This is a genomic window from Neolewinella xylanilytica, assembly GCF_002934605.1.
GTDB lineage: Bacteria > Bacteroidota > Bacteroidia > Chitinophagales > Saprospiraceae > Neolewinella > Neolewinella xylanilytica.
Map to the genome: position 1 here is coordinate 206,314 of NZ_PTJC01000005.1, position 16,743 is coordinate 223,056.

The window sequence follows — 16,743 nt, forward strand, 5'->3', positions numbered from 1 at the left end:
GGTAGGCAGCGCAGCAACCACGGTGCCTACCCGCTACCCGCTACCGATTTCACCCAACCCAACCGCCACCATAGCCCCTGCATCCCCGCGCGAAGCACCATGAAGAGCAGCAAACTTCCCCACAAGCCCCAGTTGCCGAAGTGCCGGCCGACGAGGTAGTAGGCGATCAAATAGCCGGCGAAGGCCAGCAACATCGTCTGCCGCATGGCGGTGGAGGCGGTGAGGCCGACGAAGATGCCGTCCATCAGGTAGCAGGGGGTGGCGAGCAGGCAAAACGCGATTAGGACGGGCAGGTACCGCAGGGTGACGGTCAGGGTATCGGCGGCACTGGCCTCCGGGGCGAAGAGGGCGAGCAAGCGGCTGCCCCCGATGCCGTAGATCAGGGCGTAGATACCCGCCAGCCCCATGCCCCAGGCGAAGATCAGCCGGATGACGCGGCTCAGCTCCCGCCGTCGGTCGGCCCCGGCGTACTTTCCGACCAGGCTTTCCGCGGCGAAGGCGAAGCCGTCCACCCCGTAGCTCAGCCAGTTGACGAGCTGCAGGAGGATGACGTTAGCGGCTACGGTGGCGGTGGCGGCGTCGAGGGCATTGGCCCGGTTGTAGAAAAAGGCGAAACTGAGGGTGAGGCAGATGGTACGGATGAAAATGTCGCGGTTGATGCGGAAGAAGGCGCCCAGGCTGACGGCGCCGGAGCGCAGGGAAAGCAGCTTCCGCGAAAGGGGGAAGGCCGGTTCCCGCCATTTACCGTACGCCAGCAATCCGACCCCCAATGCCAGTCCGAAATACTGGGCCGCCACCGTACCCCAGGCGACCCCGGCGATGCCCCAGCCACGAACGGCCACGAGATAATAACTGAGGGCGAGGTTGCAGCTGTTGACGGCCAGGGTGAGCAGCAGCGGCCAGATGGCGTTCTGCCGACCGAAGAACCAGCCCAGCAACACCATTTGAAGCAGGGCGGCCGGGGCGGCGATGATGCGGATAAAGAAATAGTCCTCTACCAGGGCGAGCTGATCGGGGCGGATATTGAGCAGCCACTCCGTGAAGCGGATCAGGGGACTTTGCAGCAGCACCAGGAGCAGTCCGATCGACAGCGCCAGCAGGGCTCCGCGGAGCAGGGCCTGGGCCTGATCCGCCGTGCTTTCCTTTCCGTAGGCCTGGGCGGTAAGGCCGGTGGTGCCCATGCGGAGAAAACCGAAATTCCAGTAAACGAAGTTGAACGCCATGCTACCCAGGCCCACGGCCGCGATGTGGGCACCGCCGAGACTGCCCATCAGCGCCGTGTCGAAGCTGGAGATCAGCGGTACGGAAACGTTGCTGAGAATATTGGGGATGGCGAGGCGGAGAATTTCGCGGTTCACGGGGCGAAGGTAGGGGTAGACATCGGATGTGTCAGATCTGTCGATTTGGCAGGCGTGCCTGACACATCGGATGTCTGTCACGCTGGCAGGTCTGCCACATCCGATGTGTCAGGCCCACCACTTTAGTAAAACATTAAGCAACAGCCCCCGCCTCCACAACGTCTTACTACCGAACTTGCTACCAAAATATCCACCGATGAAAACTTCCGCCACTCTCCTCTTCTGCTTTCTTGTCGGTATGTTGCTATGGACGGGCTGCGGAAGCGACGACGAGGATACCCTCACCACCCTTAACTACGACGGCCCGAACGTAAACGCCCCCCAGCTCCCGCCGGGCCGGAATGTTTTCGGCGTCTATTTTCCTCCGTCGGAGACGGCACCTTACCAAGGGCGCGTACTGGAATCCGTGCGATTTTATATGAGCGACATTCCCGACTCGACCATCGTGGTCGTGTACGATGAGGGCCCCGACGACCGCACCCCCGGCGCGGAACTCTACCGCCGAAATATCACCGGCCGCGTGAATGTCACCGCATGGATAGACGACCGGCTCAACGAGCGGATTGTCATCGGTGACAGAGGAATCTGGCTGGCCATCGAGGTGGTAATCCCCCCCGGCGAGCCCTTCTCCGTAGGCTGCGACGCCGGGCGGAATTTCCAGCCTAACGGTAACCTCCTCTTCCTCTCGACCGAAAGCGACTGGACGACTTTTGAAGAGATCACAGATCCGAACAACAATGGTACCGGCGAAACCGTCAACTGGAACATCCGCGGGGTGCTCTCGGCGGAATAATTAATTTGACCCCAAACGCGGACAAAAATCCCATGTTCGTTCGTTTTCGTATCTTAGGTACGCTTTTTCACCCTTGAACAACACGTTATCCCCTAACTACTTGCTCCGCATTCTCTCCATATCCTGCCTGTCTTTCCTGCTGCTTTGTGCTTGCGGCCGGCCGGAGGTGGATGAGCGGTTCGCGGTTAAGGGCCTGGACGTCAGCCGTTACCAAGGGGCCGTCGACTGGGACCTGGTAGCAGAAGGAGGTCAGCACTTCGCCTTTATCAAGGCCAGCGAAGGACGCGAGCACCGCGACATCGCCTTTCAGGCCAATTGGACCGGTGCCGGTCGGGCCGGGCTCCGACGCGGAGCCTATCATTATTTTCTGGCCCACGTCAGTGTAGAGGAACAACTCAGCAATTACATCGACCTGGTGAAATTAGCTCCGGGCGATCTACCCCCCGTACTGGACGTGGAACACATCGGAAATTTATCGAGCCCCGAACTGGTAAGCCACGTTAAGGACTGGCTCCACCTGGCGGAGGCACACTACGGCATCAAACCCATCCTCTACACCGGACTTAACTTTTACAATCGCTTCCTTGCCGGCCAGTTCGACGATTATCCCCTCTGGCTGGCGCGCTACGACAACCGGGATCCAGTCACGATCTGCGGTCGGCCCTACCAGTTCTGGCAGTTTACCGATCAGGCGCGCATCAACGGCATCGTAGGCAACGTCGACCGCAACGTATTCTCCGGCACCCTCCAGGAGCTGGAGGCCATCTGCGTACCGTATCCCCACGACGAGCAGCAGACCGCTACCGCCAAGTAGGCGATCCCTTTTATACTTCTTCCGACCCCGGTACCGCGAATTTCCGCCCCGTCAGCGCGTCCGTGAACGCCCGTTTGGTGGTCGCGTCGATCCGCAGTTCCTCGTTCAGAAAGTCGGCCAGAAACTCCCCGATCTTGACCGCCTCCGTCAGAAACCCGTCGTGGCCGTAATCCGAATGCATCACCTCCAGCCGGCTGTTCGGGATGTACCGGCTCAGGATGGCCTGTTCCTCAATGGGGAAAAGAAGGTCGGTGTCGATGCTGATCACCAGGGCCGGTGCGGTAATCCGCTTAAGGGCCTCGCCGATACCCCCGCGGCCGCGCCCGACATCGTGGCTGTCCATCCCCCGGGAAAGGCCGTAATAGCAAACGGGGTCGAAGCGCTTCCACAACTTGTACCCCTGGTACCGCTGGTAGCTGCTGGCACGGTAGTCGTCGTACTTCGCTTCCGGATCGCTCTGGGTACCGACGTAGGTGCGGTAATGCCGGTACGACAGCATGGCAATGGCCCGGGCGGCTTCCAGACCGGCCTTGCCGGCGTCGGGTTCCGGGCCGCCCAGGGTAGGGTCGGCACGCAGGGCCATACGCTGGCTTTCGTTAAAGGCGATGCCCCAGGCGGAGTGTTTGGCGTTCGTGGCCAGTACGCAGAGCAGGTCGAAGCGAGCGGGCTCGGTACAGGCCCATTCGAGGCAATGCTGCCCGCCCATGCTGCCCCCCATCAGTAGCCGGATGCCCCCGATACCCAGGTAATCGGCCACCAGAGAGAAGAAGCGGGCATTGTCTTTAGTCGTAACGAGCGGGAAGTCCAGCCCGTAAGCTTTACCGGTCGCGGGGTTATGACTTAGCGGACTGGTACTTCCGTAGCTGCTGCCCAGCATATTCACGCAAACGATGAAGTACCGTCCGGGGTCGATGGTGCACCCCTTGCCGACCAGCCCGGGCCACCAGTCCTCGCAGTCGCTGTTGGCCGTGAGCGCATGGCATATCCAGATCACGTTGTCGCGGGCGGCGTTCAGCGTACCGAAGGTGTGGTAAGCCGCGGTGAGGGAAGGCAGGACGGAGCCGGATTCCAGCTCGAACGGATGATTGATGTAGAGATAGCGGGTCAATGCAGGGGTCGGATTGGCTAGTGGGGGGCGGTATTCCGCAGGACGCTGGCGATCAGGTTGATCTGCCCCAGATGGTAAATGTCGTGCTGCACGGCCCCGTCGAGGGCGTGGCGGTTGTGGTAGTAGTAATCGGGGTGGATCCGCTCTTCGAGCGTACCGTAATCAACGGCTGCCAGCGCGTCCAGCAGGAGTTCCTTGGTCTCCGCCAGTTCGGCCAGCATGTCCGCCTTGGTTTTACGGGAATAGTCGGGCCAGTCTTCCGGCGAGCCCAACTCGATTTTCGGTCGGGGCAACTTCTGGAAGCGGAGGGCGGAGTTTTTCCGCCACGCCACCATGTGCCCGATCAACTGGGCGATGGTCCGGTGTCCGACCGGCCGGTGGAAATCCGCTTCGGGAATCGGGTCCAGACTCTCTTCGACGCCCGTTCCGAACATGGGCATCTTGCCGTGGAGTACGCGGTACTGATCCTGGTAATATTCCGCTGTCATGTTGGGATGGGTGATGACCGGCAGCTGCGGGAGATACGCAGGGGTACCTTCCGCAGCACGGCCGGTCATTGCTAGATAAGGTTGAACGCTTGCTCCAGGTCAGCCTGGATATCCTCGATGTGCTCGATGCCCACGCTGATCCGCAGGGCGTTCGCTTCCACGCCCGCCGCGCGCTGCTCGTGCTCGTTCAGCTGCTGGTGGGTCGTGGCGGAGGGCTGGATGATGAGGGTCTTGGCGTCGCCCACGTTGGCCAGGTGGCTGATCAGCTTCAGGTTGTCGACCACCTTGGTAGCGTCCTCCTTACTTCCCTTGACATTGAAGTTCAGCACGCCGCCGAAGCCGTGGCGCAGGTACTTCTTGGCGTTGGCGTGGCCGGGGTGGTCGGGCAGGCCGGCGTAGCTCACGCTTTCCACCTTATCGTGGGCCTCCAGCCACTTGGCCAGGGCCAGGGCGTTCTCGCAGTGGCGGTCGACGCGCAGGCTCAGGGTTTCGAGCCCCTGCATGAACATCCAGGCGTTGAAGGGGCTCACCGCCGGACCGAAGTCCCGCAGTCCTTCCACCCGCGCGCGGATGGCGAAGGCGATGTTGCCGAAGGGACCGTCCTTGCCGAAGACATCGTTAAAGACCATGCCGTGGTAGCCCGGGCTCGGGTCGGTAAATTGGGGATACTTCCCGTTGCCGAAATCGAATTTCCCACTGTCTACGATCACGCCGCCGACGCTGGTGCCGTGACCGCCGATCCATTTGGTGGCCGACTGTACCACGATGTGCGCTCCGTGCGCGATGGGCTGGCAGAGGTAACCACCGGCACCGAAGGTATTATCCACTACCAGGGGTAGGTCGTGCTTTTCGGCCAGGGCGCTGAGGCCCGCGAAGTCGGGCACGAGGAAGCTGGGGTTGGGCAGCGTTTCGGTGTAGATCGCTTTGGTGTTCTCGTCAATCAGCTTTTCGAATTCCGCGGGGTCCGTGCTTTCCACGAAGCGCACCTCGATACCGATCCGTTTGAAGGCTACTTTGAACTGGTTGTAGGTGCCGCCGTAGAGGTAGGCGCTGCTGACAATGTTATCGCCGGCTTGCGCCAGGTTATTAATGGCCAGAAACTGCGCGCTCTGACCGGACGCCGTTGCCAGCGCGGCGGCGCCCCCTTCCAGTGCCGCCATACGCTTTTCGAAGGCGTCGGTGGTCGGGTTCATGATCCGGGTGTAGATGTTCCCGAATTCCTGGAGGCCGAATAGCTTGGCACCGTGCTCGCTATCCTTAAAGGTGTAGCTGGTGGTCTGGTACAGCGGAAGGGCCCGGCTGCGCGTGGTTTCGTCGACCTCCTGGCCGGCGTGAAGTTGGAGTGTTTCGAAGTGCATGTCGTAAGAAGATTAGGAATGAAAAGGGAAAACCGGCGGTGGGCCGGCAGGGGATGTTTTGCGGCGGGGCGCGGGTGAAGCGAATGACCCGTTACCCGGTTGTTCGGCGTCGAAAGCGGGTTCCGGGTCGGGTCGGGACGTCGGAGGATCCGTAAAGCGGGGCGGGAGGAGCGGCGAGAGCGGGCAAAAACCCGGTGGGAAAAAGGGGCATGGCGGTACGTTTTATAGGCTCCCGCACTGCGGGGCAGGCGTTGGCACCTTTTTTCCCGAGCCATCGGGAAAGTGGTTGCCAGGGTTTCACAGAGCCTGATCTCTCCACCCTTCGTTATAAATTCCTTGCGCACGCTTGCGCAGGCGGCCGAGGTTTGCCGACCGCAAATATACTCCTTTTCCGAAGTACCTTGTACCTGTCCTGATGACGCTATCGGGAGCCCCCTTTTTGGTTTACACTCACCATCCTATGCAAGCATCCTTACTTACCCCGCGTTTCGCGTTGCTGCTCCTGCTGCTGGGCACCGCGCCCCTGGCCGCCCAAATCACCCTCACCTCCGCCTACTTTCCCGAGGTGGGCGACAGCCTCCTCACCAACCAGGCGACGGACGCCTACCGCGACGGCATCACCTTCCAGCCGCCGGGCGAGAACCTGACCTGGGATTTCGGCACCCCCGAACTGCGCACTGAATTTACCGAGGTGCTGGAAGCGGTCACGAACGACACCTTCTTCGTGGATGCCACGGCCCGGCTCACCTCCGCCGCCTTCGCTTACGAATATTACCAACGTACCGATACGGCCTACAACCTCGTAGGGCTGGTTGGCACGCTCCCTTTCCTCCGGGATACGGTGCTCGCCACCCGCCTCACCCCGCCGCGACCGGTAAAACGGGCGAATATTACCTACGGGGATCGCTTCGCCTCCACCTCCGTCCGGGAATTACGCATCTCGATCGACAGCCTTCCCCAGGAAATCAAGAATGGCGTCGCCGGCCCGTTCTTGGCTATTTACGATACCCTCCGGGTGGTAAATACCAGCGTGCGGACCGACGAAATCGATGCCTACGGTACCTTAACGCTGAATGGCAAGGAATACGAAGTTCTCCGGGAAAAACGGGTGGAGCAACTGGACACCCGGGTATATCTCAAAGCGGACGGCGGCGAATTCAACGACGTCACCCAACAAATAAAATTCGCCGATCCGTCTTCCGGCCAATTCCTCGGTCAGTTACCGGAGCAGGGAACGTATTATTTCTGGGCCCAGGGCGTAAAGGAGCCGATCGTGGAGATCGAGTTCGATGAGGATGAAAACCCCACCACTTTCGTCTACATCCGCGGGGAGCGTAACCCTACGACCTCGCTGGAGCTTCCCGAAGCGTTGGAAAGGGTAAGCCTTCGGCCCAACCCGGTGCGCGACGCCTTTACCCTCTCGTATACGTTGACCCAGGCAACTACGATAAGTGCCGCCCTGTACGATACGCGGGGACAACGGGTATGGCAATGGCCGGCACGCTATTCCAACGCGGGCCCGGGGCGTCTGGAGGGTGATGTGGCCACGCTGGCCGGTGGCGTCTATTACCTGCAATTACAAACTTCCGGCGGGCAGACGGTGAGACGGTTAGTAAAACAATAATTACTACTTTAGACGCCTAATTTCGATCATCGAACTTTTGAAGCGTAGGGAGCATCCATAATTTTTTGCCCTGCGGCCATCTAGATCGCTTGTCATCGAAGACGGAACCTTCTTTCTTCAACTACAAGTTAATCTTCACACATTTATGGTTTCAACCTTACTCATGGCCATACCCTTGCTGGGTATAGTGGCCCTCATTTTCATGGCGATTCGCTACAGTTGGGTCGGCAAACAAGATCCTGGCAACGAGCGCATGGTCCGTATCGGAGAGAACATCGCCGACGGGGCCATGGCCTTCCTGCGGGCCGAGTACCGCGTACTGGCCATCTTCGTGGTCGTCGTTGCCCTACTGCTCATGTTTACGGCCGATCCCGCCACCTCGAGCTACATGATCGGCGTGAGTTTCGTGCTCGGGGCCATCTGCTCGGCCCTCGCCGGCTTCATCGGCATGCGCGTCGCCACCAAGGCTAACGTCCGTACCACCCACGCCGCCCGGGAAAGCCTCGGCAAGGCCCTGGGGGTTGCCTTCGCCGGCGGTTCGGTGATGGGCCTCGGGGTAGTCGGTCTCGGTTTGCTGGGCCTGGGCGGACTGTTCCTGCTTTTCCAGGGTATGTTCGTACCGGAGGGCACCGTAGCCGGAACGGCCGAGGCGCAGTTCGCCATCGTGCGGGTCATTACCGTACTCACGGGCTTTAGCTTCGGTGCCTCCTCGATCGCCCTGTTCGCCCGGGTGGGCGGCGGTATCTACACCAAGGCCGCCGACGTCGGGGCCGACCTCGTGGGCAAGGTAGAAGCCGGCATCCCCGAAGACCACCCCCTCAACCCCGCCACCATCGCCGACAACGTGGGCGACAACGTGGGTGACGTAGCCGGAATGGGAGCCGACCTTTTCGAATCCTACGTGGGCTCCATCATCGGTACCATGGTGATCGGGGCGGCCTTCATCGTGCTGCCCGAATTCGCCCAGAGCGAGATTGGGGGACTTAACGCCGTACTGCTGCCCCTGGTAGTGGCCGGCATTGGTATCCTGGCGTCCATTATCGGTACCTTCTTCGTGCGCGTCAGCGAGGGCGGCGACCCCCAGAAGGCCCTTAATACGGGCGAGTTGATCGCCGCGGCCATCATGCTGGTGCTGACCTACTTCGCCGTGACGACGCTGCTGCCCGCCGAATGGACCATCAGCTTCGATGGACTGGGTAAACCGCTGACCGACCCCCAGGGTAACGAGGTCAGTTTCGCTTACTCCAATATGGGCGTCTTTTACGCCATCATCCTCGGCCTTGTTGCCGGCCTCGGTATCGGCTACATCACCGAATACTACACGGGTACCGGTACCAAGCCGGTGCAGGGCATCGTGGACCAGTCGCTGACCGGCTCCGCCACCAACATCATCGCCGGTCTGGCGGTGGGCATGCGGTCTACCGCTTACCCCATCCTGGTACTGGCTACCGCCATCATTGGTGCTTACTACTTCGCCGGGCTCTACGGCATCGCCATCGCCGCCGTGGGCATGCTCTCCAATACGGGCATCCAGTTGGCGGTTGACGCTTACGGACCGATCTCCGACAATGCCGGCGGTATCGCCGAGATGGCCAACCTGCCGAAGGAAGTGCGCGAACGCACCGATAAGCTCGACGCCGTAGGCAACACCACCGCCGCCATCGGTAAAGGCTTCGCCATCGGCTCCGCCGCCCTGACGGCCCTGGCGCTCTTCGCCGCCTTTATGCAGACGGCCGGCATCACGAGCATCGATATCGCCAACCCCTACGTTATGGCCGGCCTCTTCCTCGGCGCCATGCTGCCCTTCCTCTTCAGCGCCTTCTCCATGGAGGCCGTGGGTCGGGCCGCCAACGACATGATCCAGGAAGTGCGCCGGCAGTTCCTCGAAATTCCCGAACTGAAGGCCGCCCTCGAGGTGATGCGGCGCGCCGGTCACGATGAGACCAAGTGGTCGCCCGCCGATAAGGCCACCTTCGACGCCGCCGACGGCAAGGCCGACTACGCCAAGTGCGTGGAAATCTCCACCGAGGCATCGATCCGCGAGATGATAATGCCCGGCCTGATCGCCGTACTCGCCCCCGTGGTAGTCGGCTTCGCGCCCCGCCTGTTCGGATCCGACGTAGGCGCCGAGATGCTGGGCGGCCTGCTAGCCGGCGTTACCTCCGCGGGCGTCATGATGGCCATCTTCCAGAGCAATGCCGGTGGCGCCTGGGACAACGCCAAGAAAATGTTCGAGGAAGGCGCCTCCGTACAGGGTACCGTGTACTACAAAGGTTCCGAACCCCACAAGGCCGCCGTAGTCGGTGATACCGTCGGCGATCCCTTCAAGGATACCTCTGGCCCCTCGCTCAATATCCTGCTGAAACTGATGAGCGTGGTGGCTTTGGTGATCGCGCCGCTGTTGTAGTCACTAGTGGTCTGCCGAACGGAGCGCTAGCGTAGTTCGTCCGCCCACGGGTCGCGACCTAAAAGATTCAACCCCATAGCGTCTTCCCCTGCCACCTGGGCAGACGAGCTAGCGCTCGGCGGACCAGATGGCGCGAGCGCAGCGCAGTTCGTCCGCCCACGGGTAAAATTGGAAATGCTTACGCCCCTGCTGACTTTGGTTGGTGGGGGCGTTTTTTGTGAAGTGATTCGCGGCGGTCAACCGCTCCGCTATGCTGGTTGGCCGACTTGTCGGAGGAGCGCTAGTCGTCTGCCGAGCTCCGCTCGTCCGCCGACGGGTTGGTGTGGAAAAGCTTATCTGCTGGAATCACTATTGGGGTAGCTGGGCCGACGAGCATCAGTCGTCCGCACAGCTCCGCTGGTCGGCCGACGGGTCGGGGGGAGAGAGGTTGGTCGCGGTAGCTGGGCCGACGAGCAGTAAGCTATCCTTCCAGAACAAACGCTTTTGGTGGTAGCTCGGCGGACCAGCATCAGTCGTCCGCCCAGCGTAGCTGGTCTGCCGACGGGTCGGGGGGAGAAAGCTTGGTCGCGGTAGCTGGGCCGACGAGCAGTAAACTATCCTTCTGGAACAAACGCTTTTGGTGGCAGCTCGGCCGACCAGCATCAGTCGTCCGCACAGCTCTGCTGGTCGGCCGACGGGTCGGGGGAGAGAGGTTGGTCGCGGTAGCTGGGCCGACGAGCAGTAAGCTATCCTTCCAGAACAAACGCTTTTGGTGGTAGCTCGGCGGACCAGCGGTAAGGTAGTCTTCCGGGAAAATTACCTACGGGCGGTAGCTCGGCGAACCTGGGCTGGTATTAAGGTATTACCGCAAGTAGTACCTTTCCCCCATGTCCAACTTCCCCAAACTCGGTATCCTCGGCGGCGGGCAGCTCGGCAAGATGCTCTGCCAGGCCGCCAGCGAGTGGCACCTCCCGGTGTACGTACTCGACAAAGACGAATCCTTTCCCGCCGCGCCCTACGCCACCGTTTTCGAGCGGGGCAACTTTCGCGACTACGACGACGTCATCGCCTTCGCCCGCAACCTCGACGTCGTTACCATCGAGATCGAGCACATCGACACGGAAGCCCTCCACAAGCTGGAAAAACAGGGCGTCAAGGTGTACCCCCAACCCGACAAGATCGATCTGATCAAGGACAAGGGCCTACAGAAGCAATTCTACGTCGAGCACGGCATCGCGACCACGGATTTCAAACTCTACGGCACCAAGGAGGAAGTGAACCGCGCGGTGGAGAAAGGCGAGCTGCATCCCCCCTTCGTGCAAAAGACCCGCACTGGCGGTTACGACGGACAGGGAGTGGCCGTCATCCGTTACCGGGAAGATGTACCCGACAAACTGCTGGACGGCCCCTGCCTGGTGGAAGACATGGCCGATATCGATAAGGAACTAGCCGTGGTCGTCGCCCGGTCCGCGACGGGTGAAGTGAAGGTCTTCCCGACCGTGGAAATGGAGTTTCACCCCACCGCGAACCTGGTGGAATTCCTGATCTGCCCCGCCGCCCTGGACGGTGATACCGATGGTCGCGCCAGCAAACTTGCCGTGGACGTGGTGCAGCAAATGGAGATCGTCGGCCTGCTCGCCGTGGAGCTTTTCCTGACCAATGACGGCGAACTACTCGTGAACGAAGTAGCCCCCCGGCCCCACAACAGCGGCCACCACACCATCGAGGCCTGCGCTACCAGCCAGTACGAGCAGCACCTGCGGGCCATACTGGGTCTGCCGTTGGGGGATCCGTCGCTCCTGCGCCCCGCCGCCATGATAAATTTACTTGGCGCGGAAGGCCATACCGGCCCGACCTACTACGACGGCTGGACGGATGTGCTGGCTATCCCCGAGGTACACCCGCATTTGTACGGCAAAGCGGATACCCGCCCCTTCCGAAAAATGGGCCATCTGACCGCGCTGGGCGATACGGTGGCCATGGCGCGGGAGCGCGCCGCGCGGGCCCAGTCGATGCTGAAGATCATCGCGCGGGAAGCGTAATTCCGCCTGCCGGTCGGCGGCCTTTTTCGCGCCGGGGCGCAGGTGAAAAGGCAGTCGGGTCCGGCCAGCTTGCCCAACGAAAAGCCCCTCCCCCAAGGCCTGTCTTAACGACTGCTCCGGGGAAGGGGCCAACCAACTAAACTAGGTTTTATTTCCAGCCACCGCCGAGTGCCTGGTAGAGATTTACGGTGGCCGCCAGTTGTTCCTTGCGGGTCTCGATCAGATCGGTACGAGCCTCTAGGGCATCCCGCTGGGTGAGAAGCACTTCGAGGTATTCGGCGCGGGTCGACTGAAAGAGCTTGTTGGAAACCTCGATCGCTTCGTCCAGCATCGCCACCTGTTCTTCCTTCAGGCGGTAGGCATCGGCCAGCTTGTCGATATTGGAAATTTCGGTGGCGACTTCCCGGTAGGCATCCAGTACGGTCTGTTCGTATTCGTAGGCTGCCTGTACCTGTCGGGCGCCGGCATTTTGGTACTCCGCTTCGATGGCGTTGCGGTTGACCAGGGGAGCCATGGCGTCGCCGGCCAGGGATAGGAGTAGTGATTCGGGGGTTTTCAGCAGGTACCGCAGATTGAACGCCTGGTATCCCAGCCCTGCCCGGATGCCGAAGGAGGGCAGGAAATTAGCCCGCGCCACGTCGACGTCGAGGTCCGCCGCGGCCATTTCCAGCTCGGCCTGGCGGATGTCGGGGCGGTTGCGCAGCAGCTGGGAAGGGATACCGGTGGCGACCGATACGGGTTGCAGGGCGAGGAAATCGTCGGAAGTACGGGCAACCGGTCCGGGCAAGCGGCCCGTCAGGAAGTTGATCCGGTTCTCCACGGCGGCGATGTCCTGCCGGACCCGATAGGTTTCACTCCGGTTCTTCTGTACTTCGGCTTCGAAGCGGCGTACCGCCAGGGTATTGGACCGCCCGGCCTGTTGCATCAGATTCACCACGCGCAGGGCGTCTTCCTGGATGGCGATGTTGCGTTCGATGTTGTCCAGTTCACTGTCCAGTGCGAGTAACTCGAAATAGGAATCCGCGATCTCCGCCACCAGGTTGGTGATGAGGAAGTTGCGGCCTTCCACGGTGGCCAGGTACTCTAGCACCGCCACTTTCCGGGCGTTGCGAAGTTGCTTCCACACGTCGAGTTCCCAGCTGGCGTAGAGGCCGAACTGGATATTGGTAAGAAACTCCGGGAACGCGCGGTCTTCGTTGATCTCCAGACTTTCTTCCAGAGCACCATTGCGGGTGTAGCGACCGACCTTTTCTACCTCGGTTCCCAGTCCGGCGTTGACCGTGGGCAAATATTCCCCCTTCCGGGCCTGGATCTCATTACGGGCTACGGCGATGCGTTGCAGCAGGATATTGACCTCCTTGTTGTTGACGAGGGCGGTATCGATCAGCCCCAGTAAATAGGGATCGGTGAAGAAATCGTCCCAGCGACGGCCCGCGGCGATCTCCGTGGTGTCGGCCGTCGCCGCGGGGAAGGTGTCCGGTATGGGTACCTCCGCGGCGCGGGTGACGACCTGGGGTACGGAGCAGGAGGCGATGAATAGTAGCGAAACGACCGCGACCAGGCCGGCGGGATAGTTACAACATGTCGGTATCATGGAAGGGGTATTCTTCGGTTAAGGGATCGAAATCTTCTCCCTGAATGAGTTGACGACCCTCTCCGAGTTTGGCGAAGAGGTAGTAAAGGCCGGGGATCAGGATCACCCCGAACAGGGTGCCGAACAGCATACCGCCGAGGGCGGAGGTGCCGATCGTCCGGTTGCCGATGGCGCCCGCTCCGGTGGCGAAGACCAGCGGAATAAGCCCGGCAATGAAGGCGAAGGAGGTCATCAGGATCGGCCGGAAGCGCGCCCGGGCCCCCTCGATGGCGGCGTTGCGGATGGACATGCCCTTCTGGGTCTGCTGCACCGCATATTCCACGATCAGTACCGCATTTTTGCCGAGCAAACCGACGAGCATCACCAGGCCGACCTGGGCGTAGATATCGTTGGCCAGTCCCATCGCCTTTAGGAGTAGGAAGGAGCCGAAGATGCCGACGGGCAGCGAAAGCAGTACCGCAAAGGGTAGTAGAAAACTCTCGTACTGGGCGGCGAGCACCATATAAACGAAAATCACGACGATGCCGAAGATGACCAGCGATTCGTTGCCGCGCCGCGCCTCGTCGAAGGAGAGGCCTTCCCAGGCGATCTCGTAGCCGGGGAGAAGTTTTTCCCGGGCCACTTCCTGTACGGCGGCAATGGCCTGGTTGGAGGTATAGCCCCGGGCGGCTTCGCCGCGAATGGTCGCCGAGTTGTAAAGGTTGTAACGGGTGATCTCGTTGGGCCCCTGCTTTTTCTCCAGCTTCATGAAGGCGGAGTAGGGAACCATCTGACCCTCCTCGTTCTTCACGTAGTAATTCAGAATGTCGCTGGGGTAGCGGCGGTACTGTGGGCCGGCCTGGGTGTAGACCTTGAAGAAGTTGTTGAAGCGGATGAAGCCCTGCTCGTAGGTACTGCCGATGAGAATGTTCAGGTTCTCCATGGCCATCCCGATGGATACGCCCTTCTGCATGGCCAGCTTATTGTCGATCTTCAGTTCGTACTGCGGGTAGTTGGCCGCGTAAAAGGTAAATAGGCCGGTGAGTTCCTTGCGTTCGGCCAGGGCGTCCATGAATTCCTGGTTGATGCGGTCGAATTCTTCGTAGTCCGTACCGTTGGTTTTGTCGAGTAAGCGGAGGGCCAGGCCGTCGGCCGCGCCGTAGCCCGGTACCGCCGGCGGTTCGAAGAATTCGAGGACGGCCCCGAAATCCCGGGTTTCCTCCTCCAGTTCCTCGATGATCTCGCGCACGGAGTGTTTGCGCTCGTCCCAGGGCTTGAGGTTGATCAAACAGGTGCCCGCGTTGGAGCCCCGGCCCTCGGTGAGGATTTCGTAACCGGCTAGGGAGGAAACGGACTGGACGCCGTCGATCTCTTCGGCCACCTTCTGGAGTTCGCGGGAAACCTTGTTCGTGGCTTCCAAGGTGGAACCCGGAGGGGTTTGAATGATGGCATAGATCATGCCTTGGTCCTCACCGGGGATGAAGCCGCCCGGTAGGACGCTGCCGACCAGGCCCGTACCGGCCGCGAAGCCGATGAGGAGCAGGACCGTTACGATGCGCCGGGCCACGATGCCGTCGAGCAGACGGACGTAGCGACCCGTCAGGCGCTCGAACAGGCGGTTGAAGCCGTCCAGGAAGTGGGTCATCGGTGATTTGCGGTGTTCGTGTCCCTCGTGTTTGCGCAGAATCATCGCGCAGAGCACCGGGGTCAGCGTGAGCGCCACCACGCCGGATATGACAATGGCCGAAGCCATGGTGATGGAGAATTGCCGGTAGAACACCCCGACCGGTCCGCTCATAAAGGCGACCGGAATAAAGACCGACGTCATCATCAGGGTGATCGCTACGATGGCCCCGCCAATGTCGCCGAGTACCTCGCGGGCGGCGGGGTAGGGCGGGATGTCTTTTTCCGCCATCTTCTCGTGCACCGCTTCGACGACCACGATAGCATCGTCAACCACGATACCGATGGCGAGCACCAGCGCAAAGAGGGTGATCAGGTTGATGCTCAACCCAAAGAGCTGCATGACGAAGAAGGTACCGATGAGCGAGATCGGTACCGCCAGGGTGGGGATCAGGGTCGAACGCCAGTCACCCAGAAAGACAAACACCACGAGGGCTACCAGAACGAAGGCCTCCCCCAGCGTGTGGACCACCTTTTCGATGCTGGCGTCCAGAAAGGTCGACACGTCGTAATTGATCTCGTACGCCATGCCGCTGGGGAAGGCCCCTTCGAGGTCGCCCAATTTGTCCTTCACCTGTGCAATGACGTCGGAGGCGTTGGTGCCGTAGTTCTGTTTCAGGACGATGGCCGCCGAGGGGAATCCGTCCTTGTTGGAATAGATGTCCTGAAATTCGCTGCCCAGCTCTACATCGGCAACGTCCCTGAGGTGCAGGACCTGACCGTCGGCGTTCGCCCGGATGATGATGTCGCCGTATTCCTCAACCTGGTTGTAGCGCCCGGAGTAGACCAGTACGTATTCCAGACTCTGGGCTTCAATGCCCGAACTGCGGCCCAGTCGGCCGGGGCGGCCGATCACGCTCTGCTCGTCGATCGCCTTCATGATTTCCTCGCTGGATACCTCGTAGGCGCGCATGCGGTCGGGCTTCAGCCAGATGCGCATGGCGTAGGTCTGGCTGCCCAGGATTTGGGCGCTGGCGATGCCATCGATCCGCTGGATCTCCGGGATGACGTTGATGCTGGCGTAGTTGTACAGGAACTTTTCGTCGGCCGCCGTATCCCGGCTGTAGAGGTTGACGTACATCAGCATACTGGGCTGAACCCGGGAAACGACCACGCCCTCGAGTTGCACCAGTTGGGGCAGGCGGTTGATGGCCTGGTCCACCCGGTTTTTCACGTTGACCACCGCCTGGTTGGGATCGGTGCCGAGTTCGAAGATGACCTGAATGGTGGCCTCGCCGGCACTGGTGGCATCGGAGACGATGTATTTCATGCCCTGCACCCCGTTGATGGCGCGCTCGAGCGGAATGAGGGTAGATTGGACCAGTACGTCGGCACTGGCGCCCGGATAGGCAATGGTGACGATGACCCGCGGCGGGGCGATCTCCGGGAACTGGGAGATCGGAAGCGTCCGAATGGCCAGCCCGCCGATCAGCAGGATGAAGAGCGACAAGACGATCGCGAGGACCGGCCGCTTGATAAAGGTTTGAAACATGTTTTTTTCTTTTTAGGGGTTCGG

The 16,743-nt window shown here is 61.0% G+C and carries 11 protein-coding genes and 1 riboswitch; of the genes, 5 read left to right on the forward strand and 6 right to left on the reverse strand.

All coding sequences use genetic code 11. From position 1 onward, the window contains the following. Positions 1-26 precede the first annotated feature (26 nt). The gene (locus CLV84_RS00800) at positions 27-1,358 is read right to left on the reverse strand and encodes an MATE family efflux transporter (RefSeq protein WP_104417839.1); all 1,332 of its coding nucleotides are present in this window, start codon (positions 1,356-1,358) and stop codon (positions 27-29) included. A 196-nt stretch (positions 1,359-1,554) separates the two neighbouring features. On the opposite strand from CLV84_RS00800, the gene CLV84_RS00805 reads away from it, so the two are divergent. Together CLV84_RS00805 and CLV84_RS00810 are read left to right on the forward strand one after the other, a co-directional pair. Continuing rightward, a complete protein-coding gene (locus CLV84_RS00805) occupies positions 1,555-2,151 on the forward strand; it encodes a hypothetical protein (protein WP_146088663.1) in 597 nt (198 codons plus the stop codon). A gap of 73 nt (positions 2,152-2,224) precedes the next feature. After that, entirely contained in the window at positions 2,225-2,965 is a 741-nt protein-coding gene (locus CLV84_RS00810) for a glycoside hydrolase family 25 protein (RefSeq protein WP_104417841.1), read from the forward strand. A gap of 10 nt (positions 2,966-2,975) precedes the next feature. Here the strand turns inward: CLV84_RS00810 and CLV84_RS00815 are convergent, their stop codons facing one another. From CLV84_RS00815 to CLV84_RS00825, 3 genes are read right to left on the reverse strand one after another with little or no spacing between them, the layout of a single operon-like run. Then, complete coding sequence (locus CLV84_RS00815; protein ID WP_104417842.1) at positions 2,976-4,073, reverse strand: homoserine O-acetyltransferase family protein; 1,098 nt, start codon at positions 4,071-4,073, stop codon at positions 2,976-2,978. Between the two features lie 17 nt (positions 4,074-4,090). After that, positions 4,091-4,630 (reverse strand): DinB family protein, encoded by a 540-nt coding sequence (locus tag CLV84_RS00820; RefSeq protein WP_104417843.1) that lies wholly within the window; start codon positions 4,628-4,630, stop codon positions 4,091-4,093. Positions 4,631-4,632: 2 nt separating this feature from the next. After that, the gene (locus CLV84_RS00825; protein ID WP_104417844.1) at positions 4,633-5,919 is read right to left on the reverse strand and encodes an O-acetylhomoserine aminocarboxypropyltransferase/cysteine synthase family protein; all 1,287 of its coding nucleotides are present in this window, start codon (positions 5,917-5,919) and stop codon (positions 4,633-4,635) included. A 219-nt stretch (positions 5,920-6,138) separates the two neighbouring features. Then, a riboswitch (SAM riboswitch) is annotated at positions 6,139-6,253 on the reverse strand. A gap of 126 nt (positions 6,254-6,379) precedes the next feature. Between CLV84_RS00825 and CLV84_RS00830 the strand changes: the two genes are divergently transcribed. The 3 genes from CLV84_RS00830 to purK all read left to right on the forward strand — a co-directional run bounded on the left by CLV84_RS00830 (position 6,380) and on the right by purK (position 11,971). Further along, positions 6,380-7,543, forward strand: coding sequence for a T9SS type A sorting domain-containing protein (locus CLV84_RS00830; protein WP_170067513.1), 1,164 nt, complete (start codon positions 6,380-6,382; stop codon positions 7,541-7,543). Between the two features lie 145 nt (positions 7,544-7,688). After that, positions 7,689-9,950, forward strand: a complete 2,262-nt coding sequence (locus CLV84_RS00835) for a sodium-translocating pyrophosphatase (RefSeq protein ID WP_104417846.1) — start codon at positions 7,689-7,691, stop codon at positions 9,948-9,950. A gap of 866 nt (positions 9,951-10,816) precedes the next feature. Then, positions 10,817-11,971, forward strand: a complete 1,155-nt coding sequence (gene purK / locus CLV84_RS00840) for a 5-(carboxyamino)imidazole ribonucleotide synthase (protein WP_104417847.1) — start codon at positions 10,817-10,819, stop codon at positions 11,969-11,971. 148 nt (positions 11,972-12,119) lie between these two features. Here purK and CLV84_RS00845 read toward each other — a convergent pair whose 3' ends face one another. Continuing rightward, complete coding sequence (locus CLV84_RS00845) at positions 12,120-13,565, reverse strand: TolC family protein (RefSeq protein ID WP_104417848.1); 1,446 nt, start codon at positions 13,563-13,565, stop codon at positions 12,120-12,122. Beyond that, positions 13,546-16,719 (reverse strand): efflux RND transporter permease subunit, encoded by a 3,174-nt coding sequence (locus CLV84_RS00850; protein WP_104417849.1) that lies wholly within the window; start codon positions 16,717-16,719, stop codon positions 13,546-13,548. Before CLV84_RS00850 ends, CLV84_RS00845 begins: the two co-directional genes overlap by 20 nt. Positions 16,720-16,743 lie beyond the last annotated feature (24 nt).

Bases quoted from the DNA above. Each gene is read 5' to 3' on its own strand.
- CLV84_RS00805 (WP_146088663.1), top strand. From the start codon at position 1,555: ATGAAAACTTCCGCCACTCTCCTCTTCTGCTTTCTTGTCGGTATGTTG.
- CLV84_RS00820 (WP_104417843.1), bottom strand. From the start codon at position 4,630: ATGACCGGCCGTGCTGCGGAAGGTACCCCTGCGTATCTCCCGCAGCTG.
- CLV84_RS00825 (WP_104417844.1), bottom strand. From the start codon at position 5,919: ATGCACTTCGAAACACTCCAACTTCACGCCGGCCAGGAGGTCGACGAA.
- CLV84_RS00830 (WP_170067513.1), top strand. From the start codon at position 6,380: ATGCAAGCATCCTTACTTACCCCGCGTTTCGCGTTGCTGCTCCTGCTG.
- CLV84_RS00835 (WP_104417846.1), top strand. From the start codon at position 7,689: ATGGTTTCAACCTTACTCATGGCCATACCCTTGCTGGGTATAGTGGCC.
- purK (WP_104417847.1), top strand. From the start codon at position 10,817: ATGTCCAACTTCCCCAAACTCGGTATCCTCGGCGGCGGGCAGCTCGGC.
- CLV84_RS00845 (WP_104417848.1), bottom strand. From the start codon at position 13,565: ATGATACCGACATGTTGTAACTATCCCGCCGGCCTGGTCGCGGTCGTT.
- CLV84_RS00850 (WP_104417849.1), bottom strand. From the start codon at position 16,719: ATGTTTCAAACCTTTATCAAGCGGCCGGTCCTCGCGATCGTCTTGTCG.